18 protein-coding genes are annotated in these 23,032 nt (G+C 65.9%); 16 read left to right on the forward strand and 2 right to left on the reverse strand.

Translation table 11 applies throughout. From position 1 onward, the window contains the following. Positions 1–171: 171 nt before the first annotated feature. The 5 genes from ACXAF3_RS12415 to creD all read left to right on the forward strand — a co-directional run bounded on the left by ACXAF3_RS12415 (position 172) and on the right by creD (position 4,780). Entirely contained in the window at positions 172–369 is a 198-nt protein-coding gene (locus tag ACXAF3_RS12415) for a DUF3094 family protein (RefSeq protein WP_475112625.1), read from the forward strand. Continuing rightward, on the forward strand, positions 370–1,038 hold the full coding sequence (locus tag ACXAF3_RS12420) for a nitroreductase family protein (RefSeq protein WP_475112626.1): 669 nt from the start codon (positions 370–372) through the stop codon (positions 1,036–1,038). 151 nt (positions 1,039–1,189) lie between these two features. Next, positions 1,190–1,879: a two-component system response regulator CreB gene (gene creB, locus ACXAF3_RS12425; protein WP_475112627.1), complete on the forward strand. Its 690-nt coding sequence runs from the start codon at positions 1,190–1,192 to the stop codon at positions 1,877–1,879. Between the two features lies 1 nt (position 1,880). Continuing rightward, positions 1,881–3,320 (forward strand): two-component system sensor histidine kinase CreC, encoded by a 1,440-nt coding sequence (gene creC / locus ACXAF3_RS12430; RefSeq protein ID WP_475112628.1) that lies wholly within the window; start codon positions 1,881–1,883, stop codon positions 3,318–3,320. A 113-nt stretch (positions 3,321–3,433) separates the two neighbouring features. Further along, positions 3,434–4,780, forward strand: coding sequence for a cell envelope integrity protein CreD (creD, locus tag ACXAF3_RS12435; RefSeq protein ID WP_475112629.1), 1,347 nt, complete (start codon positions 3,434–3,436; stop codon positions 4,778–4,780). 75 nt (positions 4,781–4,855) lie between these two features. Here the strand turns inward: creD and ACXAF3_RS12440 are convergent, their stop codons facing one another. Continuing rightward, a complete protein-coding gene (locus ACXAF3_RS12440; RefSeq protein ID WP_475112630.1) occupies positions 4,856–5,323 on the reverse strand; it encodes an EVE domain-containing protein in 468 nt (155 codons plus the stop codon). 132 nt (positions 5,324–5,455) lie between these two features. Here ACXAF3_RS12440 and ACXAF3_RS12445 point away from each other — a divergent pair, with 132 nt between their 5' ends. The 9 genes from ACXAF3_RS12445 to ACXAF3_RS12485 all read left to right on the forward strand — a co-directional run bounded on the left by ACXAF3_RS12445 (position 5,456) and on the right by ACXAF3_RS12485 (position 18,835). Further along, positions 5,456–6,544, forward strand: coding sequence for a sensor histidine kinase (locus ACXAF3_RS12445; RefSeq protein ID WP_475112631.1), 1,089 nt, complete (start codon positions 5,456–5,458; stop codon positions 6,542–6,544). Positions 6,545–6,548: 4 nt separating this feature from the next. Continuing rightward, entirely contained in the window at positions 6,549–7,385 is an 837-nt protein-coding gene (locus tag ACXAF3_RS12450) for a LytR/AlgR family response regulator transcription factor (RefSeq protein WP_475112632.1), read from the forward strand. Between the two features lie 112 nt (positions 7,386–7,497). Further along, entirely contained in the window at positions 7,498–7,875 is a 378-nt protein-coding gene (locus tag ACXAF3_RS12455) for a hypothetical protein (RefSeq protein WP_475112633.1), read from the forward strand. 198 nt (positions 7,876–8,073) lie between these two features. Beyond that, positions 8,074–11,169: an efflux RND transporter permease subunit gene (locus ACXAF3_RS12460; RefSeq protein ID WP_475112634.1), complete on the forward strand. Its 3,096-nt coding sequence runs from the start codon at positions 8,074–8,076 to the stop codon at positions 11,167–11,169. Continuing rightward, entirely contained in the window at positions 11,166–12,260 is a 1,095-nt protein-coding gene (locus ACXAF3_RS12465) for an efflux RND transporter periplasmic adaptor subunit (RefSeq protein WP_475112635.1), read from the forward strand. The genes ACXAF3_RS12460 and ACXAF3_RS12465 overlap by 4 nt, the downstream gene beginning before the upstream one ends. A gap of 65 nt (positions 12,261–12,325) precedes the next feature. Continuing rightward, positions 12,326–12,988: a DUF6515 family protein gene (locus ACXAF3_RS12470; protein WP_475112636.1), complete on the forward strand. Its 663-nt coding sequence runs from the start codon at positions 12,326–12,328 to the stop codon at positions 12,986–12,988. 239 nt (positions 12,989–13,227) lie between these two features. Further along, positions 13,228–15,117: a hypothetical protein gene (locus ACXAF3_RS12475; protein ID WP_475112637.1), complete on the forward strand. Its 1,890-nt coding sequence runs from the start codon at positions 13,228–13,230 to the stop codon at positions 15,115–15,117. 78 nt (positions 15,118–15,195) lie between these two features. Then, positions 15,196–17,361, forward strand: a complete 2,166-nt coding sequence (locus tag ACXAF3_RS12480) for a mechanosensitive ion channel family protein (protein ID WP_475112638.1) — start codon at positions 15,196–15,198, stop codon at positions 17,359–17,361. A gap of 79 nt (positions 17,362–17,440) precedes the next feature. After that, positions 17,441–18,835 carry a rhomboid family intramembrane serine protease gene (locus ACXAF3_RS12485; RefSeq protein WP_475112639.1) on the forward strand — a complete coding sequence of 465 codons (1,395 nt, stop codon included), beginning with the start codon at positions 17,441–17,443 and terminating at the stop codon, positions 18,833–18,835. Here ACXAF3_RS12485 and ACXAF3_RS12490 read toward each other — a convergent pair. Further along, on the reverse strand, positions 18,832–20,250 hold the full coding sequence (locus tag ACXAF3_RS12490; protein ID WP_475112640.1) for a hypothetical protein: 1,419 nt from the start codon (positions 20,248–20,250) through the stop codon (positions 18,832–18,834). The genes ACXAF3_RS12485 and ACXAF3_RS12490 overlap by 4 nt on opposite strands. 147 nt (positions 20,251–20,397) lie before the next feature. On the opposite strand from ACXAF3_RS12490, the gene pepB reads away from it, so the two are divergent. Beyond that, positions 20,398–21,690 (forward strand): aminopeptidase PepB, encoded by a 1,293-nt coding sequence (pepB, locus tag ACXAF3_RS12495; protein ID WP_475112641.1) that lies wholly within the window; start codon positions 20,398–20,400, stop codon positions 21,688–21,690. A 92-nt stretch (positions 21,691–21,782) separates the two neighbouring features. After that, the gene (locus ACXAF3_RS12500) at positions 21,783–22,910 is read left to right on the forward strand and encodes a DUF3667 domain-containing protein (protein WP_475112642.1); all 1,128 of its coding nucleotides are present in this window, start codon (positions 21,783–21,785) and stop codon (positions 22,908–22,910) included. Positions 22,911–23,032: the final 122 nt, after the last annotated feature.

Below are 23,032 nucleotides of genomic sequence, written 5' to 3' on the forward strand. Positions count from 1 at the left end.
TAGCCGTCACCGCTTTTGATCTGCCGATCAGCCCCGCTCCGCGGGGCTTTTTTGTGGCGCACGCCCATGGCGCCACCCCGCGGGCCGGCGAAAGCTGGCCAAAAGTGCTCCCGGCACTTTTGTCTATCTGCAGTATCTCCTAGACTCGGGGCAAAAGAATAACGAGCAGTGATGCCCATGTCCGAAAAGCCGCAGAAGAAGCTCTCCGACGAAGACCAGGCCAAGGTCGACAAATATCTGCACATTGGTATCAACAGGGTGGAGCGCAAGCCGTTCCGGCCGCTGCTGTTGCTGCTGGTCATCGTCGGCGTACTGACGCTGCTGTCGCTGGTCAGTATCTTTATCGCGCGCACCAAGGGGGTTGTGTAGATGCCGGAGCCGGAAAAGTTTCTTCCGCTGCAGTTCGAGCGCCTGGACGAGGCGGAGATGCGCCGCCGTGCCGGGGCCTTCAGCGAGCTGATGCGCAGACGCCGCAGCGTGCGCGACTTCTCCGCCGAGCCGGTGCCGCGGGCGGTGATCGAGGACGCGATCCGCACCGCTGGCAGCGCCCCCAGCGGCGCCAACATGCAGCCCTGGCACTTCGTCGTGGTGGAGAGTGCGGAGATCAAGCGGCAGATACGCCAGGCGGCGGAGGCAGAGGAGCGCGAGTTCTACCAGCGCCGTGCCTCCGCCGAGTGGCTGAATGCGCTGGAGCCCCTGGGCACCGATGCGCACAAGCCGTTCCTCGAGACCGCGCCCTACCTGATCGCGATTTTCCTGAAGAAGTTTTCCAGCAACGACGCCGGTGAGAGGCTGAAGAACTACTACACGGCGGAATCGGTCGGTATCGCCACCGGCATGCTGATCGCCGCACTGCACAACGCCGGCGTCGCCACCCTGACCCACACGCCCAGCCCGATGAAGTTCCTGAACGAAATCCTCGGCCGCCCGGCCACGGAGAAGCCCTATATGCTGCTGGTGGCGGGCCTGCCGGCGGAGGGGGCGCAGGTGCCGGCGATCGAGAAGAAGCCGCTGGAGGAAATTGCGGACTTCGTTTGAAATCGCGAAGATTGGCTCTGTAGGGGCCGAAGGCACCGCGAATACGTGGAGCCTTGTGTTCGCCCTAGCCTGTTATGGAGAGGCTCCGCAGTGTTTTTTGTAAACAGAGCCTCTTTCAGACCCGGCCATACGATAACGAGCGCAAGTCCCTATGCCGAAAATACTGATCGTCGAAGACGAAGCTGCAATCGCCGATACGCTGGTTTACGCCCTCCAGGCCGAGGGTTTCGCCACCCGCTGGATTGGAGTGGCCGGCGAGGCGCTGGCGTTGCTTGAAAGCGAACCTTTTGACCTGGTAATCCTGGATGTCGGCCTGCCGGACATCAGCGGTTTCGAGGCCTGTAAACGCCTGCGCCGTTTCTCCGAGGTGCCGGTGATCTTCCTTACCGCGCGCAACGAGGAAATAGACCGGGTTGTGGGCCTGGAAATCGGCGCCGACGACTATGTGACCAAGCCCTTCAGCCCGCGCGAGGTGGCGGCGCGGGTCAAGGTCATCCTCAAGCGTGTGGCGCCGCGCAATGCAGAGGAGCCGGCAGCGGGGAATCCTGTGGGTGCCTTTCGCATCGACCTGCTGCGCTATCAGATCCATTTCTGCGGTCAGTTGCTGCCCCTGACCCGCCACGAATTCCGCCTGCTCGAAACCCTGCTGGGTCAGCCCGGGCGGGTGTTTTCCCGCGAGCAGTTGCTCGACGCCCTGGGGGTGGCCCGCGAGGTCGGCTACGAGCGCAATATCGACAGTCATATCAAGGGGCTGCGCGCCAAATTGCGGGCGGTGGCGCCGGCCGCCAGGCCGATCCAGACCCACCGCGGGCTGGGTTACAGCTGCAATCCGGAGTGCTGATATGCCTCTGGGGGTGCGCATCTTTGCGGTCTACTTCCTGTTCGTAGGCTTGTCCGGATGGTTTGTGCTGAGCACGGTGATGGACGAGATACGCCCCGGTGTGCGCCAGTCCACCGAGGAGACACTGGTGGACACCGCCAACCTGCTGGCAGAAATCCTGCGCGATGAGGTAAAGAGCGGAAATCTGGCGCAAAGCCATCTGCCCGCGCTGCTGGAGGCCTACGGCCGGCGCCGGCCGCAGGCGAGCATCTGGGGGCTGACCAAAAACCAGGTCAACCACCGCATCTATGTCACCGACGCCCGCGGCCTGGTGCTGCTGGATTCCAGCGGCCGCGCTGTGGGCCAGGACTATTCGCGCTGGAACGATGTGTATCTGACACTGCGCGGTGAATACGGGGCGCGCTCCACCCGTGAAGACCCGGACAACCCTGACTCCTCGGTGATGTATGTGGCCGCGCCTATCCTCGATGGCGAAGAGGTGATTGGCGTGGTCTCGGTAGCCAAACCCAATCGCACCCTGCAGCCCTATATCGAGCGCTCGCAGCGCCGTCTGGGCTGGCTCGGCGGCGGGCTGATCGCCCTGGGACTGGCGATAGGCGCGCTGCTGTCCTGGTGGCTCAGCGCCGCACTGGGCAAGGTAACCCGCTATGCCCAGGCCGTCAGTGAGGGGCGCCGCGCAGAGTCGCCGGGGGTGCGCAGTGGCGAGCTGGGACAGTTGGCGACGGCGGTGGAGCAGATGCGCACCAAACTGGAGGGCAAGGCCTATGTGGAGCGCTATGTGCACACCCTGACCCACGAACTGAAAAGCCCCCTGGCCGCCATTCGCGGCGCCGCGGAATTGCTCGGTGGAGAGTTGCTTGACGGGGAGATGCCGGCAGAGCAGCGCCGGCGCTTCGTGGCCAATATCCAACAGGAAAGCGCGCGCTTGCAACAGCTGAGCGAACGCCTCCTGCACCTGGCTCAGGTGGAGCAGCGCCAGGGGTTGGAAGAGCGCGTGCAAGTGCCGCTGGCGGCCCTGGTGGAAGAACTGCTCTCGGCCCAGCAGGCGCGCATTGCCGCCGGGGAACTACGGGTGGAGCGGGCGCTGGACCCGGCATTGCGCTTGTGCGGCGAGCGCTTCCTGTTGCGGCAGGCACTGGCCAACCTGCTCGACAACGCGCTGGACTTCACTCCTTCCGGTGGGCTTATCCGCGTCAGCGCGGAGCGGCAGGGGGCTTTTATCGAGTTCGGCCTGTTTAACGAGGGGGAGGCGATTCCCGACTATGCGCTGGCGCGCGTGACGGAGCGCTTCTACTCCCTGCCCCGGCCGGCAGGCGGGCGCAAGAGCACCGGTCTGGGGCTCAACTTCGTGCAGGAAGTGGCCGAGTTGCACGGCGGCGAACTGGCCATCGGCAATCGGGAGGGCGGTGTGCAGGTGTGCCTGAGACTGCCCGGGGAATGAGCGCAAGCCCTGCGCCACCGAATTTCCACACAGTCTCCATCCCCGCTCCATTGGCGCTCCATATTCGCCATTCAGACTCTGTGTCATCGACATTCGACACGGAGCGCTGAAGCATGAACCGAACCCTGACCTTCAAACTGGGCGCTATCGCCCTGCTGATACTGCTGCTGTTGATTCCGCTGAGTATGATCGGCGGCCTGATCACCGAGCGGCAGCAATACCAGCGCCAAGTGCTGCAGGATATCGCCCGCAGCTCGAGCTATAGCCAGCAGATCGCCGGGCCTATTCTGGTCGTGCCCTACGTCAGGACTATCCAGCAGTGGAAAGTCCGCGAAAAAACCGGCGAGCGCTATGCGGAGCAGCGCAAAAAGCGCGGGCAGCTGTACTTCCTGCCGGAGCGCTTCAATTTCGATGCCGAACTCGGCACAGAGCGGCGCGCGCGGGGTATCTACGAGGCGCTGCTGTACCACAGCGACAGTCGGGTCAGCGGCCAGTTCCGCCTGCCGGCGCGCCTGGGATTGGGCGAGGATCTGGATCAATACCGTTTCGAGCGCCCCTTCCTGTCCGTGGGTATCAGCGATATCCGCGGTATCCGCAGCGACCTGCAGCTGCGCCTGAACGGCAGCACCCTGGCGTTCGCCCCCGGCAGCGGCACGCCGATACTCGGCGCCGGCGTGCACGCACAGCTGCCGGCGCTGGAGCGCGAGGGTGGTCAGACGCTGGAGTTCGCCTTCGACCTCAAGCTCACCGGCACCGAGCATCTGCGCCTTGTGCCGGTGGGCCGCGACAGCCGGGTCATGCTGAGCGCGGACTGGCCGCATCCGAGTTTTGTTGGCGAGTACCTGCCGAGTCGCCGCGAGGTGAGCGATCGCGGTTTCACCGCCGAGTGGCAGACCAGTTTCTTCGCCACCAACCTGGAGGAGACACTGCAGCGGTGCGGGCAGGGCAAACCCTGCCAGAGCCTGCTCGAACGCAGCTTCGGCGTCAGCTTTCTCGATCCGGTGGATCAGTACCTGAAGACGGACCGCGCGATCAAATACGCGCTGCTGTTCCTCGCCCTGACGTTTGCCACCTTCTTCCTGTTCGAAGTGCTCAAGCGCCTGGCGGTGCACCCGGTGCAGTACGCCCTGGTGGGGCTGGCCCTGGCCCTGTTCTACCTGTTGCTGCTGTCGCTGTCCGAACACATCGCCTTCGCCCGCGCCTACGCGCTGTCCGCTGCCGCCTGTGTCGGCTTGATCGGTTTCTACGTCAGTTTCGTGCTGCACAGCTGGCGCCGGGGGCTGGGGTTCGCGGCGTTGCTGGCCGCGCTCTACGGGCTGCTCTACGGTCTGCTCAGTGCCGAGGACTACGCCCTGCTGATGGGGTCGATACTGGTGTTCGGTGTGCTCGGCAGCATCATGGTGCTGACCCGCAAATTGGACTGGTACAGCGTGGGCCGCAATTTGCCGGAAGGCGATTAACAGGTGCCGGCGGGCGGCGATCTCGGTGCCCGCTATCCCTGGCGGACCGCCGCACTTTGATAGAGCTGCGCTCTATCAAAGAGCCGTGTGGCCCAGCTGTACTATGGTCTTCCACTCTTCTTCGGTCACCGGCTGAATCGACAGCCGCCCCTGCCTGACCAGCACCATCTCGGACAGCGCCGGGTTCTGCTTGATCTCCGCCAGGGTTACCGGCCGCGCGAACTCGCTGCGCCACTGGATATCCACGCAGTACCAGCGCGGCTTGTCGCCGCTGGCCTTGGGGTCGAAGTACTTGTTCTCGGGGTCGAACTGGGCTGGATCCGGATAGGCGGCGCGCACCACCTCGGCGGTGCCCACCACCGCGGGCACCTTGCAGGCGCTGTGGTAGAAGAGGACCCCGTCGCCCACGCCTACCGCGTCCCTGAGAAAGTTGCGCGCCTGGTAGTTGCGGATACCGTCCCAGCGGCCGGTCTGGCCCGCTTCGGCAGCCAGGTCGCGGAGGCTGTATTCGTCCGGTTCGGATTTGAAAAGCCAGTAATTCACGGCGGTTCCTGCGGCAGTCTGTGCAAATGTTGCGCCGGTTGGTATTTCGCCGGCGGATTGCGCCATTTAGTATGAAGCCCTACAGAAGTGTCAAATCGGCGTCGGATGAAGGGCGCCGCATCACAGGATTTTATGGGAAACAAAGCATTCCGCTGGCTGTCCGAGCGGCTGGCCATGCAGCGCTGGCAGTACTGGGCGCTGCAGCTGACCGGCTGGGGCGGCTATACGCTGCTGACCTTTATCGGCAGTTTTTTCTGGGTCAAGGACCACTGGCTGCACAGCGGCTATATCGCCGTGGCCACTGCCTCCGGTGTACTGCTGTCCGAGGCCATGCGCCGCGGCTTCCAGAAGCTGTGGGACAGGCCGCCGGCCGCGCGCCTGTTCGGCTCCCTGGTGGTGGTGATACTGGCCGCGGCCCTGTGGGCGGCGATCAAGTTCGGCGGTTCCCTGTGGCTCTATGGCAAGGAGAGCGACGAGCACCCGGCGGTGTTGGCCATCTACTGGTTTTCCTACTCCTTCCTGATCCTGATGACCTGGGCGGCGCTCTACTACGGTATCAAGTACTACCAGGCCTCCCTGACCCAGCAGGAGAAGGCGCTGCGGGCCGAGTCCATGGCGCACCAGGCGCAGCTGAAGATGCTGCGCTACCAGCTGAACCCGCACTTCCTGTTCAATACCCTGAACGCGATTTCGACGCTGATTCTCGACAACCAGGGCCGCACCGCCAACGACATGGTCATGCGCCTGTCCCAGTTCCTGCGCCACTCGCTGGACAATGACCCGATGCAGAAGGTCACCCTGGCCAAGGAGGTGGAGGCGCTGATGCTGTACCTGGATATCGAGAAGGTGCGCTTTGCCGACCGCCTGGGGGTGAACCTGGACCTGGAGGGCGATTCGCCGCGGGCGCTGGTTCCCTCCCTGCTGCTGCAACCACTGGTGGAAAATGCGATCAAATATGCGATATCGCAGCGGGAGTGGGGCGGTGAGATCACGATCAAGGCGCGGGTTTTCGCCGGTGAGCTGCTGTTGGAAGTGAGCGACAACGGCCCCGGCGTCAGCGATGGAGACCTGCCCGGCCTGGGTTCCGGCCGCGGTGTGGGCATTCGCAACACCTGCGAGCGTTTGCGCGCCCTGTACGGCGAAGAACAGAAAGTGCGCTTTACCAACCGCCCCCAGGGCGGCCTGGCGGTGCATATCCGCATTCCCTTTGAGCAGGAATGAATGTATGACAGGCACAACAGACTCCAACAAAAACGCGGATCTTCTCCGGGCCATCGTCATCGACGACGAGCCGTTGGCGCGGCGCGGCCTGCGTCTGCGTCTGGAGCAATTGGGTAATATCGAGGTGGTCGCCGAGTGCGGCAACGGCCGCGAGGCGCGCGAGCGGATACTCGAACTGCAACCGGACGTGGCCTTCGTGGATATACAGATGCCCGGCGTCAGCGGCCTGCAGCTGGTGCAGCAGATACCGCCGGAGCGGCTGCCGCAGGTGGTGTTCGTCACCGCCTACGACCAGTACGCGGTGGAGGCCTTCGAGATCAACGCGGTCGACTATGTACTGAAGCCGATCGAGGAGCAGCGCCTAGCGTTGGCGCTGGAACGGGTGCGGGAAAAACTCGCCAGTGCCGATATCGCCAGCCAGCGCGAACAGCTGCTGGAGGCGGTGGCGGACCTGACCAAGGAATCCCCGGAGGCGCTGGAGCAGAAGCTGGCAGCAGGCGAGCTGGGCGGCAGCGCCTACCCGGAGAAAATCGCGATCAAGGACTCGGGCAAGATCACCCTGGTGCCGGCGCGGGAGATCGACTGGATAGACGCCGCCGGCGACTATATGTGTGTGCACGCAAACGGCGAGACCCATGTGATGCGTATCACTATGAAGGAGCTGGAGCAGCAGCTGGACCCGAAGATGTTCCAGCGCATTCACCGCTCCACCATCGTCAACTTGAGCCGCGTGCGCGAGATCTGCGCCCATATCAATGGCGAATACTATCTGGTGCTGAACAATGGCGAGCGACTGAAGATGAGTCGCAGCTACAAGAACAAGGTACAGCACTTCTTGTGATCGCTCCCCCCTTTCGCCGGTGACAATCAATTCGATTGGGGGCAATTCGATTGGGGGTTGGCCTCAGCGTTGAATAGACTTCCGGACACAATTGGCAGTGGAGGAAGTCCCCATGCGTTTTCTGATACCGTTAATACTGATGCTCTCTCTGGCCGGTTACAGCCAGGCACAGGAGCGGCTGCGCGAGCTGCCCTCTGATAGCACTCAGATTCAGTTTATGGGAAAGACTTACTATCAGCACGGCGACAACTATTATCGCTTTCATCCGCAGGGCGGTTACTACTATGAGGTCAGGCCGCCGCGCGGCATGGTCCGCTACGAGCAGCCGCACTTTTACCGCCGCACCCTGCCGGAGCAGCGCGTGCGTATCGATAGCGAGGAGGGCTGCCGCAACTTCGCCGCCGAGCGCGCCAACCGCAACCCGTCTGACGGCGGCAAGGTTTATATCAGCGAGTTCAACCGCTGCATGACCCTGACTGGTCAGCAGTAAAAGGTCGCGAAAAAACTTCCCGCGCCGTCCCCGCCCCAGAAAAGCGGGCCGGCGCGGGATTGTTTTTTTGTCGGCGCGCACCGCTCCGGGCGGCGCTCTATATCCGCCAAATAATTCCGCTGGTCGCAATCCCCTTGCGCTGTAAAGGCATCCCGTTAGCCTTGCCCCAATAGAAAAAAATCATAAAAGGTCCAGGGTATGGCGCTCACCAACGCCGCATTGAAAAATCCCGCCGCCACCGCGGTGGCCGTGGTACTGGCCGTGCTGCTCGGCGCCTTTCTCGCCAGCCGCCTGCCGGTGCAGCTCTTCCCCGATATAGACAATCCTCAGATCACCATCGCCGCCGGCTGGCGCGCCGCCTCGCCGAAGGAGGTGGAGGCGGAAATCGTCGAGCCGATAGAGTCGGTGCTGCAGGGCCTGACCGGCCTCGAGATGATGCAGGTCAACGCCGGCCGCGGCTTCGCCTGGGTGAACCTGGAGTTCACGATGGGCACCGATATGGACAAGGTGCTGATCGACGTGATCAGCCGCATGAGCAGCCTGCCGCCGCTGCCGCGCGACGCCGAGCCGCCGCGGGTCATGCTCGGCGGCTGGGGCGGCGACGCCACAGCGCTGACCTACTTCTTCCTGCAACTGCTGCCGGGCAATCCCAACTCGCTGGACGACTACACCGGTCTGATCGAGGACGAGCTGCGCCCGGCGCTGGAGGCGGTGCCCGGCGTGGCCAGCGTCGAGGCCCAGTCCGGCCGCGCCGGGCGCGAGGAGCTGCAGGTGATCTTCGATCCCTGGAAGGCCGCCGAACTGGGCGTGCAGCTGCCCGCGGTGACGCGCCAGCTGGCCTCGGCGCGGGATGTGTCCGGCGGCTTTACCGATGTGGGGCGGCGCCGCTACACGCTGCGCTTCGTCGGCGAGTACGACCCGAAAAACCTGTCCGAGCTGGTGCTCGAGTGGCGCGACGGCCAGCCGGTGCGCCTGGGCGATATCGCCGAGGTCAAGGTGGCGCCGTCCGAGCCCGGCGGCGTGACCACGCAGAACGGCAACCCGGCGGTATCGCTGCGCATCAACCGCACCAACGACGCCAACATGCTCGCGACCCTGGAGCGGGTCAAGGACAAGGTCGCCGAGCTGAACGAGACGAAACTCAAAGACGAAAAACTGGTGCTGGTGCAGTCCTTCGACGCCTCGGTGTTCGTCTACCGGGCGCTGAACCTGCTCGGCGGCAACCTGATGCTCGGCATACTGCTCGCGGTGGGCGTGCTCTGGTGGTTTATGCGCCGCATGCGCGCGACCCTGATTGTCGCCGCGGCGATACCGATCTCCCTGCTCGCCACCTTCGTGGTGCTGTCCGCCGCCGGGCGCAGCGTCAACGTGATTTCCCTGGCCGGTCTCGCCTTCGCCACCGGCATGGTGCTGGACGCGGCCATCGTCGTGCTCGAGAACATAGTGCGCCTGCGCGAGAAGGGGCTCGGCGCCCACGAAGCCTCTGAAAAAGGCGCCGGCCAGGTGTGGGGCGCGCTGCTCGCCAGCACCGCGACCACGGTGGCGATTTTTCTGCCGGTATTCTTCCTCAACAGCGTCGAGGGGCAGGTGTTCGGCGACCTGGCGCTGACCATCGCCGTGGCGGTGGTCTTCTCCCTGCTGGTGGCCGTGGCCGTGGTGCCGCTGGCGGCCAAGCTGTGGCTGCCGGCCATCTCGAGCCGCGACCGCCTCGCCGGCCTGTGGGAGAAGATCACCGCGCGGATCATGGGCCTGACGCGCACGCCGGCGCGGCGCTGGAAGGTCATAGGCGCGCTGTTGCTGCTGCCGCTGGCCGCCACCTATTTCCTGCTGCCGAAACTCGACTACCTGCCGCCGGTGAAGCGCGACGCGGTGGACGTGTGGATGAATTTCCCCGCCGCCACCAACGTCGACACCATCAAGCGCGAAATCGTCGATGAAATCGACCGGCGCATGGCGCCCTATATGCGCGGCGAGCGCGAGCCGGCGCTGAAGAACTACTACATCATCACCTGGCCCAACGGCGGCACCATGGGCGTGCGCGTCCGGGATATGGACAAGGCCAAGGAGATGGAGCGGGTGCTGCGCGAGGAGATACTGGCGGATATCCCCGACTTCCGCGGCTTTGCCGCGCGCGGCAACCTGTTCGGCCAGTTCGGCGGCGACCGCAATATCGCCCTGCACCTGCAGTCCAGGGACGCCGAGGGCCTGATGCGGGCCGCCGCCCGCGGCGTGGAGATAGTGGGCGAGGTGATGCCCGGCGTGCCGGTGAATCCCAACCCCGGGCTGGCCCTGGCGGAGCCGGAACTGACCGTCTTCCCGAACGACCGCGCCATGCACGAGCAGGGCTGGAACCGCCAGGATATGGGCAGCCTGGTGCGCGCCCTCGGCAACGGTCTCTACGTGGGCGAATACTTCAACGGCGAGAAGCGCCTGGATGTGATCTTCAAGGCGCAGGAGTGGAACACGCCGGAGCAGCTGCAGAACACGCCGCTGGTCACGCCGCGGGGCGAGGTGCTGCCGCTGAACCAGCTGGCCCGCGTCGAGCGCACCGTCGGCCCCGGCAGCCTGCGCCGGGTGGACGGCCGCCGCACCATCACGCTCAACATAGTGCCGCCGGAGGATGTGTCCCTGGAGGAGGTGCGCGCGCAGCTGGAGGAGGAGGTGCTGCCGCAGATCCGCGCCGCCATGCCCGCCGACGGCAGTATCCTGGTGGGCGGCAACGCCAGCGACCTGGACAAGGCACTGGTGTCCCTGTCGCAGAATTTCCTGCTGGCGCTGCTGATCCTGTTCCTGCTGATGAGCGCGCTGTTCCGCTCCCTGAAGGATGCCGGCCTGGTGTTGCTGACGGTGCCGCTGGCTACCGTGGGCGGTGTGCTGGCGCTGCGGCTGCTGAACCTGATCGGCTTCCAGCCGCTGGACCTGCTGACGATGATCGGCTTCGTGATACTGCTGGGCCTGGTGGTCAACAACGCGATTCTACTGGTGCACCAGACCCGCGCCGCCGAGCTGGAAGGCGCCAGCCGCGTCGACGCGGTGGAGCAGGCCCTGCGCCTGCGCCTGAGACCCATCTTTATGAGTACGCTGACCAGCGTGTTCGGCATGCTGCCGCTGCTGGTGGCGCCCGGCGAGGGCAGCGTTATCTACCGCGGCCTGGCGGCGGTGATCGTCGGCGGCATGGCGGTCAGCACCCTGTTCACGCTGGTACTGCTGCCGGCGCTGCTGCAGACCGGCAGCCTGCCGCTGCCCAAATTCGCGCGCCTGCGCGCGCGACTGGTTGCGAGGAATTCCCTATGAAAAAACTGATTGGCGCTTCGGTATTGGCGCTGCTGGCCGCCGCGCCGGTGTTTGCGCAGCCGCCGGCGGCGGTCACCGTCGACCGCGCGCAGCTGCGCGAAATGGCGCCCAGCCAGTGGTCCGCCGGCAAGGTGGTCAGCCGCCGCGATATCCGCATCTCCGCCGAATTGGACGGCGCGCTGGAATTTGTCGCCGAGCCCGGCAGCCTGGTGAAGAAGGGCGGGCGCCTGGCGCAGCTGGACGCGACCCACTGGCGCCTGCAGCTGCGCAACAGCGAGAGCCGCATCGCCCAGCTGCGCGCGCGCCTGACCTACCTGGACGCGCAATTGCAGCGCCTCGGCAAGCTGGCCGAGACCAACAGCACCTCGCGCGCGGCCCTGGAGGAACAGCAGGCGGAGCGCGAGGCCATGGCCCAGGAGCTGGTGGCCGCGCGCATCGAGCGCGACCGCCGCGCCTACGAGCTGTCCAAGACCGTCATCAATGCGCCCTTCGATACCCTGGTGGTCAGCCGGGCGCACCAGGCCGGCGAGTATGTGCGCACCGGCACCCAGCTGCTGCGCGCGCTGGACATGTCGCAGCTGGAAGTGGAGGCGGATATTCCGCTGGCATCCCTGCCGCTGCTGCGCGCCGGCGACGCCCTGGCGCTGCGCGCCGATACAGCGCTGCCGGGGAGCGACGAGGGCGAAAGCCTGCTCGAGGGTCAGGTGCGCCAGTTCGTGCCGGTGGCCAGCGACAACTCGCGCCGCGTAAAACTGATGGTGCAGCTGCCGCAGCGGAGCGGCTGGATCGTCGGCATGCCGGTGCAGGTGGCGGTGCCGGTGGCGGCCGCGCGGGAGATGGTTGCGGTGCCGCGCGACGCGCTGGTGCTGCGCAACGGCGACGCCTTCGTGTTCCGCGTCGATGCGGAAAACAGGGCAGAGCGGTTGCCGGTGACCACCGGCAGCGGCGACGGCGAGTGGATCTCGGTGCGCGGCGATCTGGCCGATGGCGACCGCGTCGTCGTGCGCGGCGCCGAGCGGCTGCAGCCGGGTCAGGCGGTCAAGGTACTGTCGGAAGTGGCCGCGCGGGAAGAGGAGGGCGGCTCCATCTAGCGCGAGTGGGGACGGGCGCCGCCGCTGAGTAAACTTGCGGTAGTTTACCAGAGAGGGATGCGGCCATGCGCTATGCCATTGCACTCCTGCTCAGCCTCGCCGTTGCGTTCGCCTGGGCCCAGGATCGCGTCAGGTCCCTGCCTTCCGGCGCCTCGCAGCTGCTGGTGGGCGGCAAAACCTACTACTATTCGGGCGGTTACTTCTACCGCCCGAGCAAAGGGGGCTATCTGCGCGTGGAGCCGCCGCTGGGCGCGCGGGTGCCCAGTGTGCCCGGGGATAGCGGCAGCTTCACCATGGGGGGTGAGCGCTACTTCGTCACCTCCGGTGGCGCCTTCCTGCGCTACGATCCGCGCGGCAACGACTATTCGGTCGTGAGCCCCCCTTACGGCTGGCGCGATTACTACAGGCCGGCGCCGAAACTGCGCGCGCTGCCGGCGCCGCGGCCCGCGCAGCCGCGGGCGATACCCCGCGCCTACCCGCGCCCCGACCCCAGAGTGCGCCCGGACAGCTACTACGGGCGCTACCGCGGCGACTTTTACGGCAGCTACCGCGGCGACAGCTACTACGGCCGCTACGGCTTCCGCGACGATATCTACGACGAAAACTACCGCGAGCGCCGCACCACCTGCCGCCGCATCGCCAACGACCAATCGCGCCGCGGCGGTGTCGGCCCCTACCGCCGCCAGCCGGGCAGCTACTGGGACGAGTTCGAGCGCTGCATGCGCTAATCCCGCGGGCGACAACGGCGGGGCAACGAAACGGATCGGGATTCGCCCGCTTCATTGCCCGGTGAGTGCAGGTCCGGTGGAAAAAAAGCAAACCGCGTCCGGATCCGGGCGCGGCGGAAAATCCCGTCATATTTCGCCACGCGCCCCGCGTGCATTCTTCCTAGGCTTAAAAGGCTGCTGTTGATTTGTCTCGCCGCCAGCGGATGGCGGCCGCCGTCGTCCAAGGGAAGTGCATACCGATGGATTCAACCCCGCCCGCCGCCTGGCGCGCCTGTGTCGCGCTGCTTCTCGCCCTCGGCATCGCCGCCTGCGGCAGTGGCAGCAGTGGTGGCAGTGGCGGCGGCCCGCACCCTCCCGGTGCCGGTGCGCCGGTGGTATGCGAGACCGGCGACGCGCGCCCCGACGCCGATGAATGCGGCCTGCTGTATATCGGTATCACCGATATAGAGGGTGACTTTATCCGCTACCGGGTGGATATTGCCGCGCTGCGCCTGCAGCGTTTCGACGGCACCTGGGCGCAGTTGCTGCCGGCTGCGAACAGCGTGGATTTCGTGCTGTACCGGGATAAGACCGAACTGGCCACCGCGGCGACGCTGCCGGTGGGCAGCTATGTGCGCGCCGAAATCACTCTCGATTTCACCGATGCGGATATCCGCGTCGACGTGGACGGTCGCGCGGTCAGGGCGCGGGTGGTCTCCAGCGACGGCGTCGGCGTGCGTCGGGTCGCGCTGGATCTGGAGCTGGACAAGCGCAGGCCCCTGGTGGTGGAGCCCGGCCTGCCGGCGCTGCTCGAAATTGACTTCAATCTGGCCGCGGCCAACAGCGTCGACACCGGGCGCGCGCCGCCGCGGGTGACACTGCTGCCGGTGGTTACCGCGGAAAACAACCCGCCGCTGCCGAAACCCTTCCGCCTGCGCGGGCCGCTGATTTCGGTGGACGAATCCGAGGTGGCCTTCCGTATCGCGCTGCGGCCCTTCTTCGCCGAATCCGGGCGCCAGGGCGGCGTGGATATCGAGATTCGCGGCGAGACCGACTGGGAGATCGATGGCGAGCGCCTCTTCGGCGCCAGCGGCCTGGGCGCGCTGGCGGCACTGCCGCCGGGCACATCGACGCTGGCCTTCGGCGCCTTCGACAGGCGCAGGCGCCGCTTTATCGCCGACCAGGTCTTCGCTGGCAGCAGTGTGCCCGGCGACACGCTGGACGCGGTGGACGGCAATGTGCTGGCGCGCGACGGCAACCTGCTGGCCCTGCTCGGCGCGCGCCTGATCCGCGCCGGCGGCGGCGTGACCTTCCTCGATCGCGTGGACCTGCAGCTCGGCGACAGCACGCCGGTGACCCGGCCCGGTTTCCCGCTGCAACAGGAGACCATCGGCAGTATTTCCATCGGCCAGCGCATCACCGCCCTCGGCCACTGGGACGGCGACCTGTTGCGCCCGGCGCCGGACGCCGGGCGCGTGCGCCTGCAGCCGACCAGGCTCGACAGCTTTCTGAACGCCCGCGCCGACGACGAGCTGCAGGTCACCGCGCTGACATTCGACGGCCGCGACGCGCTGCTGTTCGACTACAGCGGCACCGGCAGGAGCGCGGATCGGGATGCGGATCCGGACAACTATCGGGTGGACATCGGCGCCCTCGAGATAGGCCCGCTGGCGACAGGCACGCCGCTGCGGTTTTTCGGCTTCGCCGCAGACTTCCGCCGCGCGCCGCCGGATTTCGAGGCGATCTCGCTGCAGGACTTCGGCGAAAGCGGCGCCCAACTGCTGCTGGACTGGATCGGTGCCGGCGGCGCCAGCCCCTTCCTCGCGCTGGACGCGGCCGGCCTGAGCCTCAATCTGCCGCCGGACCTGCTCGGGCCGGACCACTTTATCCGCCGCGGCGATCTGCTCGTCGACCTGCTGTCGCTGTCCGTGGTGCCGCGCCTGGTACCGGTGGACGCGGGTGGCCTCTACGCGCTGGTGGAGGGCCGCGTGGTGACGCACTACTCCGACTTCGGCGATTTCGCCACCGACCTGGACCGGCGCCTGGGCGCCGGCGTCCGGGTGCGGCGCCTGTACGCCGAGGGTGGCTACCGCAGCGACGCGGGCAGCATGGCGGTAAACGCCGTGATCGTACTGTTCGAGGATTTCTAGAAAACCCGCTCAACTACACTGAACAGATCGGATCCCCGGCAATCCGTGCCGGGCTGTTGTCACGGAACCAGGCGCACTATGCTGGGCGATTGCCGCTATTCCCCCCTCCGCACGGCGCGCGACAATCGCGGCGGCACCCGCGCGCTGCTGCTACTTCTGCTCACACTCCTGCTGGCGGCGCTCGCCGGTACCGCCGGCGCCCAGCTGCCCGGTAAAAAGCCCAAGGAATTCGAGCCGGTCATTCCCGATTTCACCGCCCCGTCCGCCGACTGGTGGACCGGCTGGAGCGATGCCTCCGAAGAGGAGCGCCAGCAGTGGCTGCAGGCGCTGGAGGAGGCCTGGAACAAGTGGCGCGAGAATCTGCCCGAAGACGAGGCGCTGCAGGCGCGCGCGCGGGCCGTCGGCAAGAGTCTCGACGGCATCGAGATCACATGGCGCAAGCACCGGGAGTACCGCAAGGTCTCGCTGCTGCCGGAAGTGAAATTCCCCCGCGAGCCGACTGTGCTGGACTGGGCCGAGGCGGATGCCGCCATCAGCCGCGGCCGCCGGCGCCTGACCGGTGTGCAGCTGGAGGCGCGCCAACTGGACGACACACTGCGCCAGTCCCTGAGCCAGCTGCGCAAACAGGTGGTGCGGCTGCGCGAGGTGAGCGGCGAAAAGGCGGAAAAGGAATCCGCCGCACTGGCGCTGCTGGTGGCGCAGATCAATCACCTGAACATCATCGAGCAGCGCGACTCCCTGGAGAATTACCTGAGCCAGTGGCAGGAGCAGATAGATCTGGCGCAGAGCCAGTTGAAGCGCATGCTCGACCAGTTGCACTACAGCGCCGACGCCGCCAAGGCGCTGGAAAAAGACATCAAAAAGCAGACCGACCGGATCGACAGGCTCGGCGAAGAGCGCACCGGGCTGCAGGGCACAACGGTGCAGTCCACCGACCCGGACCAGAACATGAAGAAAGACCTGTCGCTGATGGAGCTTGAGGTCGATCTGCTCGAGAGCCACCTGAAAAAGCGCAAGGCGGAACTGCTGCGGTCGATCAACGCCGTGCTCGAGGAGGGGGCCGAGGACCAGCCGCTGGTGGTCAGCCGCGACCTGATCGAGACGGCGCGCGCCCTGATCGACGGCACCTCGCGGGAGCTGAATATCCGCCAGCGCCAGGTGGTGGCCTGGCGCGGCGAGGAGAATGAAGACCTGAGCCGCTGGTGGCGCTACTTCGAGCGTATCGACAGCGGCCTCGGGCGCGCCAACGACCTGATCGAGGACGTGCAGCGCTACGAGGCCGCGCAGCTGCAGGTGTACAAGCAGCGCCAGGGGTGGTGGGCCACGGTGCGCGAGCGCGCCGCCTTCACGGCTGGCCGCGCCTACAAATACTGGCGCCAGCTGGCGGACTTCGAGCTGTTTTCTATCGCGCAAAACCCGGTCACGCCGCGGGTGATCGCCCGGATCACCTTTGTGCTGGTGTGCGCCTGGCTGATCTCTAGCCTGACCCGCCGCTTCCTGAACCGCCTGGTGCGCAAGAAGCACGCCAGCGAATCCTCGATGTACAACCTCGGGCGGGTGCTGCACTACGCCATCATCGCCATCGCGATCATCGTCGCGCTGGCCATGCTCGGCCTGGACACCTCCAAGCTGGCGCTGGTGGCCGGCGCCCTGTCGGTGGGTATCGGCTTCGGCCTGCAGGCGATCTTCTCCAATTTTATCTCCGGGTTGATACTGCTGTTCGAACAGCCGCTGCGGGTCGGCGATCTGGTGGAGCTGGAGTCCGGCGTCTTCGGTCGTATCCGCGATATCAACGTGCGCAGCACGCGCATCACCACCCGCGACAATGTCGACATACTGGTGCCCAATACCGAGTTCGTCGCCGGCCGCGTGATCAACCACACCCTGGACGACCCGGTGCGCCGCATCCACGTCCCCTTCGGCGTGGCCTACGGCTCGGACCCGGACCTGGTGCGCGAGGCGGCGCTGGCGGCGGCGGACCGGGTCGCGATCACCCACACCGATTGGAAGCGCAAGACCGAGGTCTGGCTGATGGAGTTCGGCGACAGCGCGCTGAACTTCAAGCTGGTGGTGTGGATCAACAGCAATATGGTGTCGCCGCTCGGCGACCCCTACGCGCTCTACAACCTCGAATTGCTGCGCGAGTTCCGCGACCGCGGCATAGAGGTGCCCTTCCCGCAGCGGGATCTCCACCTGAAGAGCTGGGAGGCGCCGCTGCCGCTGGCGCGGCGCGGGCGGGACTAGTGGTCCCGTGCGCGTTTGTGATCGCGGCGGCGCCCCTGTATTCTGAGGGCGACTCAATTCACCGCAAAAAGGCCCGGCCTTGCTGATCATCCCCATCCAGAACAAGCCCGATTGGCGCCGGCCGCCGCTGATGTGCTTCGCGCTGATCGCCATCAACCTGCTGGTATTCGTGCTCTACCAGGGCCGCGACGAGACGCGCTGGCAGCAGGCGGAGGACTACTACTTCTCGAGCGACCTGCCGGACCTGGAGGAGCAGCGCTTCCTGGTCTATGTGAACGAACTGCGCCCCGAGTGGCGCACCCAGGTGGACGCCCAGGGGGAGGACTTCGTCTACCGCGAACTGCTGTGGAACCCGGAATTCCACAACTGGCTGTTGCCGCAACTGCGCGCCGAGGGCGAGACCGAGTGGCTGGCACAGCGCGAGCGCTTCGCCGAACTGCGCGACCGCCTCAGCAGCATCGCCCTCGGCCTGATTCCGGCGGAGCCCGATGTGGCCGGCCTGTTCGGGCATATGTTCCTGCACGGCAGCTGGGATCACCTGATCGGCAATATGGTGTTCCTGCTGCTGTTCGGCCTGTCGGTGGAGCTGGCCCTGGGCGGCCTCTGGTTTGCCGGCCTGTATATTGTCGGCGGCCTCGCCGCCGCCGGCCTGCATATGGCGGTGGAGGCGGGCAGCCCGGTGCCGATGGTCGGCGCCTCCGGCGCCGTGTCCGCGGTAATGGGCATGTTCGTCGCCATCTACGGCGTGCGCCGCCTGCGCTTCTTCTACACCGTGGGGTTTATGTTCGGCGAATTCAGCGCGCCGGCGCTGCTGGTGCTGCCGCTGTGGCTGGCCAAGGAAATCTTCGGCTACTTCTACGGCGACGCCGGCATCGCCTACTGGGCCCACACCGGCGGCCTGATCGCCGGCTTCGCCGCGACCCTGCTGTTGCTGAGCCGGCGCGCGCCCGTCGACACCATGCCGGTGGAAGAGGAGGCCCCGTCGCCGCAGCAGCGGGCCCTGGCGCGCATCGACCGCTTCCAGGAGGAGGGCAAACTGCTCGAAGCCGCCGAGGCCGCCGGCCTGGCCATCCGCCAGTACCCCCAGTCGCTGGCGCTGATAGAGCGCGCGATAGAACTGACCGCGGCGGCGCCTGAGAGCGAGGCCTACCACCGCGCCAACCTGGCCCTGTTCGCGCTGGCGGGCGACGCCGATACCGACGTGCGCACACTGGCCGCGGGTTACCGCCGCTACCTGCAGACCACCTCAAACCCACGCGCACTGACCGCCAAGGCCTGCCTGCTGCTGGCGCGCCGCGCGGCGCGGGAAAAAGACTGGGGCTGGCTGGAGGAGCTGCTGCGGCGGCTGCGCGAGCAGCGCGTCGAGCATCCGCTGCTGCCGAAGCTCGGTATGGCGCTGGTCAATCACTACCGGCGGCTCGGCGAGGAGCATCGGGCGCGGGAGGCGTTGCGGAATTATTCAGAGGTGCCCTAGCCGGCTACCGGAGTCCCGCCGAGTATCTGCTCCAATGTTTCCACCTGCCTCTGCAAGCTGCTATTCGGAAATTTCTGTCGCACGAATAGCAGCAGCTTTCTCGCCAGATCCTCGCGATTGAACCCATCGATATAGATCTGCGCCAGCAGCAGATAGGCCGCGTCCAGGTTCCGGTAATCCCTGTCGTCCTTGTGCAGATTGTTCAGCAGCATCGCCGCCGGCCGGAATTTCTGCTGGCGGTAGAGGGCCTCGGCGAGACCGTGGCGCAGGTGGGATTTGTCGATGGCCGGCAGCGGGTCCGTGGCCAGGTAGAGTTCGGCGGCCTTGTGGGCGCGGTTCATGCGCACGAACTTTTCCAGCAGGTGCGGGCCCAGTTCGCGCAGGGCCTTCTTGTCCTGGGTCGCGAGCAGCAGCCGGTAGTAGCGCTCGTTCAGGGCCGGGTCGTCCGGGTGGCGGCGCAGGCACTCCACCAGTGTGCGGCGCGCACTGTTGAAATCGCCCTCGCGCATCAGTATCTGCGCGTCGGCCAGGGCGCGGGCGCGCTCGAATTCGCGTTCCTCCAGGTAGTCGCCGTCGTCTTCATGCTCGGCGACGATACCGAGGCGCTGCTGTCGCGACAGGCAGATATAGCCCATCATCGCGCTGGTGACTATATAAAAATAGCTGGTGCTGGCGGCGATCAGCGGCCCTATGGACCAGGGCGGCAGCTTGTCCGCCACCAGCGCCAGCAGGTAGCCGGGGGCGGCGGAGACGGCGCTGGTGGCCAGCCACAGCAGCCAGTAGGGCCAGCCGATAATCAGCGTGAACTGCAGCAGCTTCAGCGGGTTGATGGCCGCGCGCAGGCTGCCCTCAAGAGCCAGCACGATCATCGCCGCCGGCGCCAGCAGGGACAGCGCGATCGAATAGAGTTGCAGCGCGCCCTGGCCGAAGGCCATCAGCTTGTAGCCGACGAAGCCGGCGATCAGCGTCATCGCGATCACCTTCAGGAACAGCGGTGCGCTGTTGCCGTCGAGCGCGTCGCCGAAGGGCGGCGCCTGCAGCTGGCCGGCGGCCAGCTTTTCGATGACCAGCAGGTTGTAGCGGGTGACCAGTGCCACCGCGGCCAGCAGCATGACCAGCGACAGGATACCCAGGCCGGAGATCATCAGGCTCACCGCCGTGGCCAGCGCGACGACGGTCAGGGGCCCCGGCTGCAGCGCGTAGCGGAAATAGAAGAGCCCCATCTGCCAGAAGGGTCTGGCGCTGTTGCTGGCACCTATGTATTCGATCGGTTTGTGGCACAGCGGGCAGTCCGGACGGCCGCCGTGGTAGTTGGCGCTGGAGCCGGGCACACAGTCGCGGCAGTAGCGGCGGCTGCAGGGCTGGCAGTGCCAGGCGGCCTCGGCGGAGGTGTGGTAGTGGCAGGGCTCGGCCATGAAAACTTCCCTATGTACTTTTTATATCCAGGGCGCCAGTTTATCCGCCGCCAATCCGGTGGCGCAAATATCGGTGCAGCCCTTTGCCACAACGACTTGATAGAATGCACGGCAAATTCACCCGGCGATTTCAGTGAGGGATGCAGTATGACGAATGCAATGCAGGTTCAGTTGGTGGAGACGGCGGCGGCGGAGATCTGGGGCGGGGACAAGGCGCTGTTGAGCTTTGCCGACGGCGGCGCCACCGTGCATGCGACCGAGGCCACCGGCGGACCGCTGGTGGCGGCCCAGCGCGCCGCGCGCCGCCTCGATGGCATGGGCGTGGGCGCCGTGCGGCTCGCCGGCGAGGGCTGGGACCTGGAGCGCCGCTGGGCCTTCTGGGCCGGCTATTTCAATCCGCGCAACGACAACCAACTGGATTGGGGAATCGCCGACGCCGCCGAACTAAAGGAGCTGGCGGCACGCGAGCAGGCGGCGCGCTGGGTGCGCGAGATCACCAACGGCACGCCGGAGGATGTCTCCCCGCGCGCGTTGGCAGAGAGCGCGGCGAAGCTGTTGCAGCAGCTGGCGCCGGACGCGGTCAGCTACCGGATCATCGCCGGCGACGAGCTGCTGAAAGAGGGCTTCGTCGGCATCCACAACGTCGGCCGCGGCAGCGTGCGCGAGCCGGCCATGTTGCAGCTGGACTTTAATCCCACTGACAGTGCCGAGGCGCCGGTGGATTTCTGCCTGGTGGGCAAGGGCATCACCTTCGATTCCGGCGGTTACAGCATCAAGCCGTCCGGCGGTATGGCGACGATGAAATCCGATATGGGCGGCGCGGCCATGGTGGCCGGCGGCCTGGCGCTGGCGATTGCGCGCGGCCTGCGGAAGCGGGTCAAGCTGTACCTCTGCTGTGCCGAGAACCTGATCTCCGGCAGTGCCTACAAGCTGGGCGATATCATCGAGTACAAGAACGGCGTGACCGTGGAAATTCTGAACACCGACGCCGAGGGGCGCCTGGTGCTGGCGGATGGCCTGATCGCCGCCTCGGAACAGGAACCGCGCTGGATACTCGACGCCGCCACCCTGACCGGTGCGGCCAAGATGGCCGTGGGGCGCGACTACAACTCGGTGCTCAGCTTCGAGGACGCGTCCGCGCAGAAGGTTCTGGACGCGGCCGCGGCGGAAAACGAGAAGGCCTGGCGCCTGCCGCTGGAACCCTTCCACCTGGAGCAGATCCCGTCCGGCTTTGCCGAGATTGCCAACGTCGGCGTCGACGGCAGCCCCGGCGCCTCCACCGCGGCGGCCTTCCTGGCCCGCTTCGTGCGCGACCGGGGCCGCAACTGGGTGCATATGGATCTGTCCGGCTCCTACCAGCCGAGCGCCAACGATCTGTGGGCCACCGGTGCCAAGGGCCACGGCCTGCGCACCATAGCGCGCTTTCTGCAGGAAAATTAATCCGGTAATCAAATAGATCATCCCGATCGATCCGGCGCCCGCCGCAATTTCGACGGCGGGCGCCGGCCTGTTCCCTAGTCCGAGTAGTAACCATGTCCAACGAATTCGCGCAGCAGGCTTGCGCCAACTGCAATACACAACTGCTCGGCCCCCACTGCTACGCCTGCGGTCAGCCGGTGAAGGGCATGGTGCGGCATTTCTCCAGTATCCTCGGCGATCTCTTCGATACGCTGCTGGCGCTGGACTCGCGCATCGGCCGCACCCTGGGCCCGCTGCTGCTGCGCCCGGGATTCCTCACCGCCGAGTATTTTGCCGGGCGCCGGGTGCGCTATGTGAGTCCGGTGCGCCTGTTTATTTTCCTGTGCCTGACCACCTTTTTTATCGTGCGGCTCAGCAGCGACTGGGACGATATCAATTTCTACAGCAATGAGATTGCAGATGCGGAAACGGTGGCGGAGGTCGAACGCCTGCGCGACGAGACACTGTCGGAGCTGGTCGAGGCGAAAGAGCGGAGCGCGGAGGTCCCCGCGGCACTGGAGAGTCTCGAACAGGCGGAGCAGAAGGTGCGGCAACAGGCCGAGTCGCGCATTGCCCAATTGCGTGGAGAAGAGCCCCCCGCCGAAAAACTGCCGCTGCAGGCAGTCGCAGATGAGGACGTCTGCCTGCTGAACCTGCACGGCGGCTGCTGGAATCCCGAACTGGATCCGATTCGCGTGGGTGCCTTGCCGTCGGGGCTCAACGACTGGCTCAATACACAGGCCGTGCGCGCCAGCGAGAATGTAAAAACCCTGCGCGATGACCCCAACCGTTTCAAGAAGGCGCTGATCGGCGCAATCCCGTCCACCCTGTTTGTGCTGTTGCCGCTCTTCGCGCTGATGCTGTGGTTGTTGTATCTGCCTCAGCGGCGCCTGTATATGGAGCATCTGATCGTCGCACTGCACAGCCACGCCTTTTTGTGTCTGGCGCTACTGGCGGCGACGCTGTTGGTGGATATACAGGCGTGGCTGGAAGGCTATGCCGCGGTCGAGTTCGTGTGCGACTGGGCAATCACACTGCTGTTGCTGTGGATGCCGCTGTACCTGCTGCTGATGCAGAAGCGCGTCTACGGCCAGGGCTGGGGCATGACGCTGGCGAAATTTTTCACACTGGGCCTCAGCTATTCGGCGCTGTTGGCCCTCGGCGCCACCTTTACCCTGCTCAGCAGCTTGGCCTGGATGTAGGCTGTTGTACGCATATCTCTGTGCCGGCCTTCGGGTTAGGTCGCCGGGCGAATCAGGAAGTCAAAAAGTCGATACACGGCGTGGCTATATTCAGTTCGGCTTTCCAGGCAGGCCGCCGCTGT

This window comes from Microbulbifer sp. ABF4_143 (assembly GCF_056160225.1).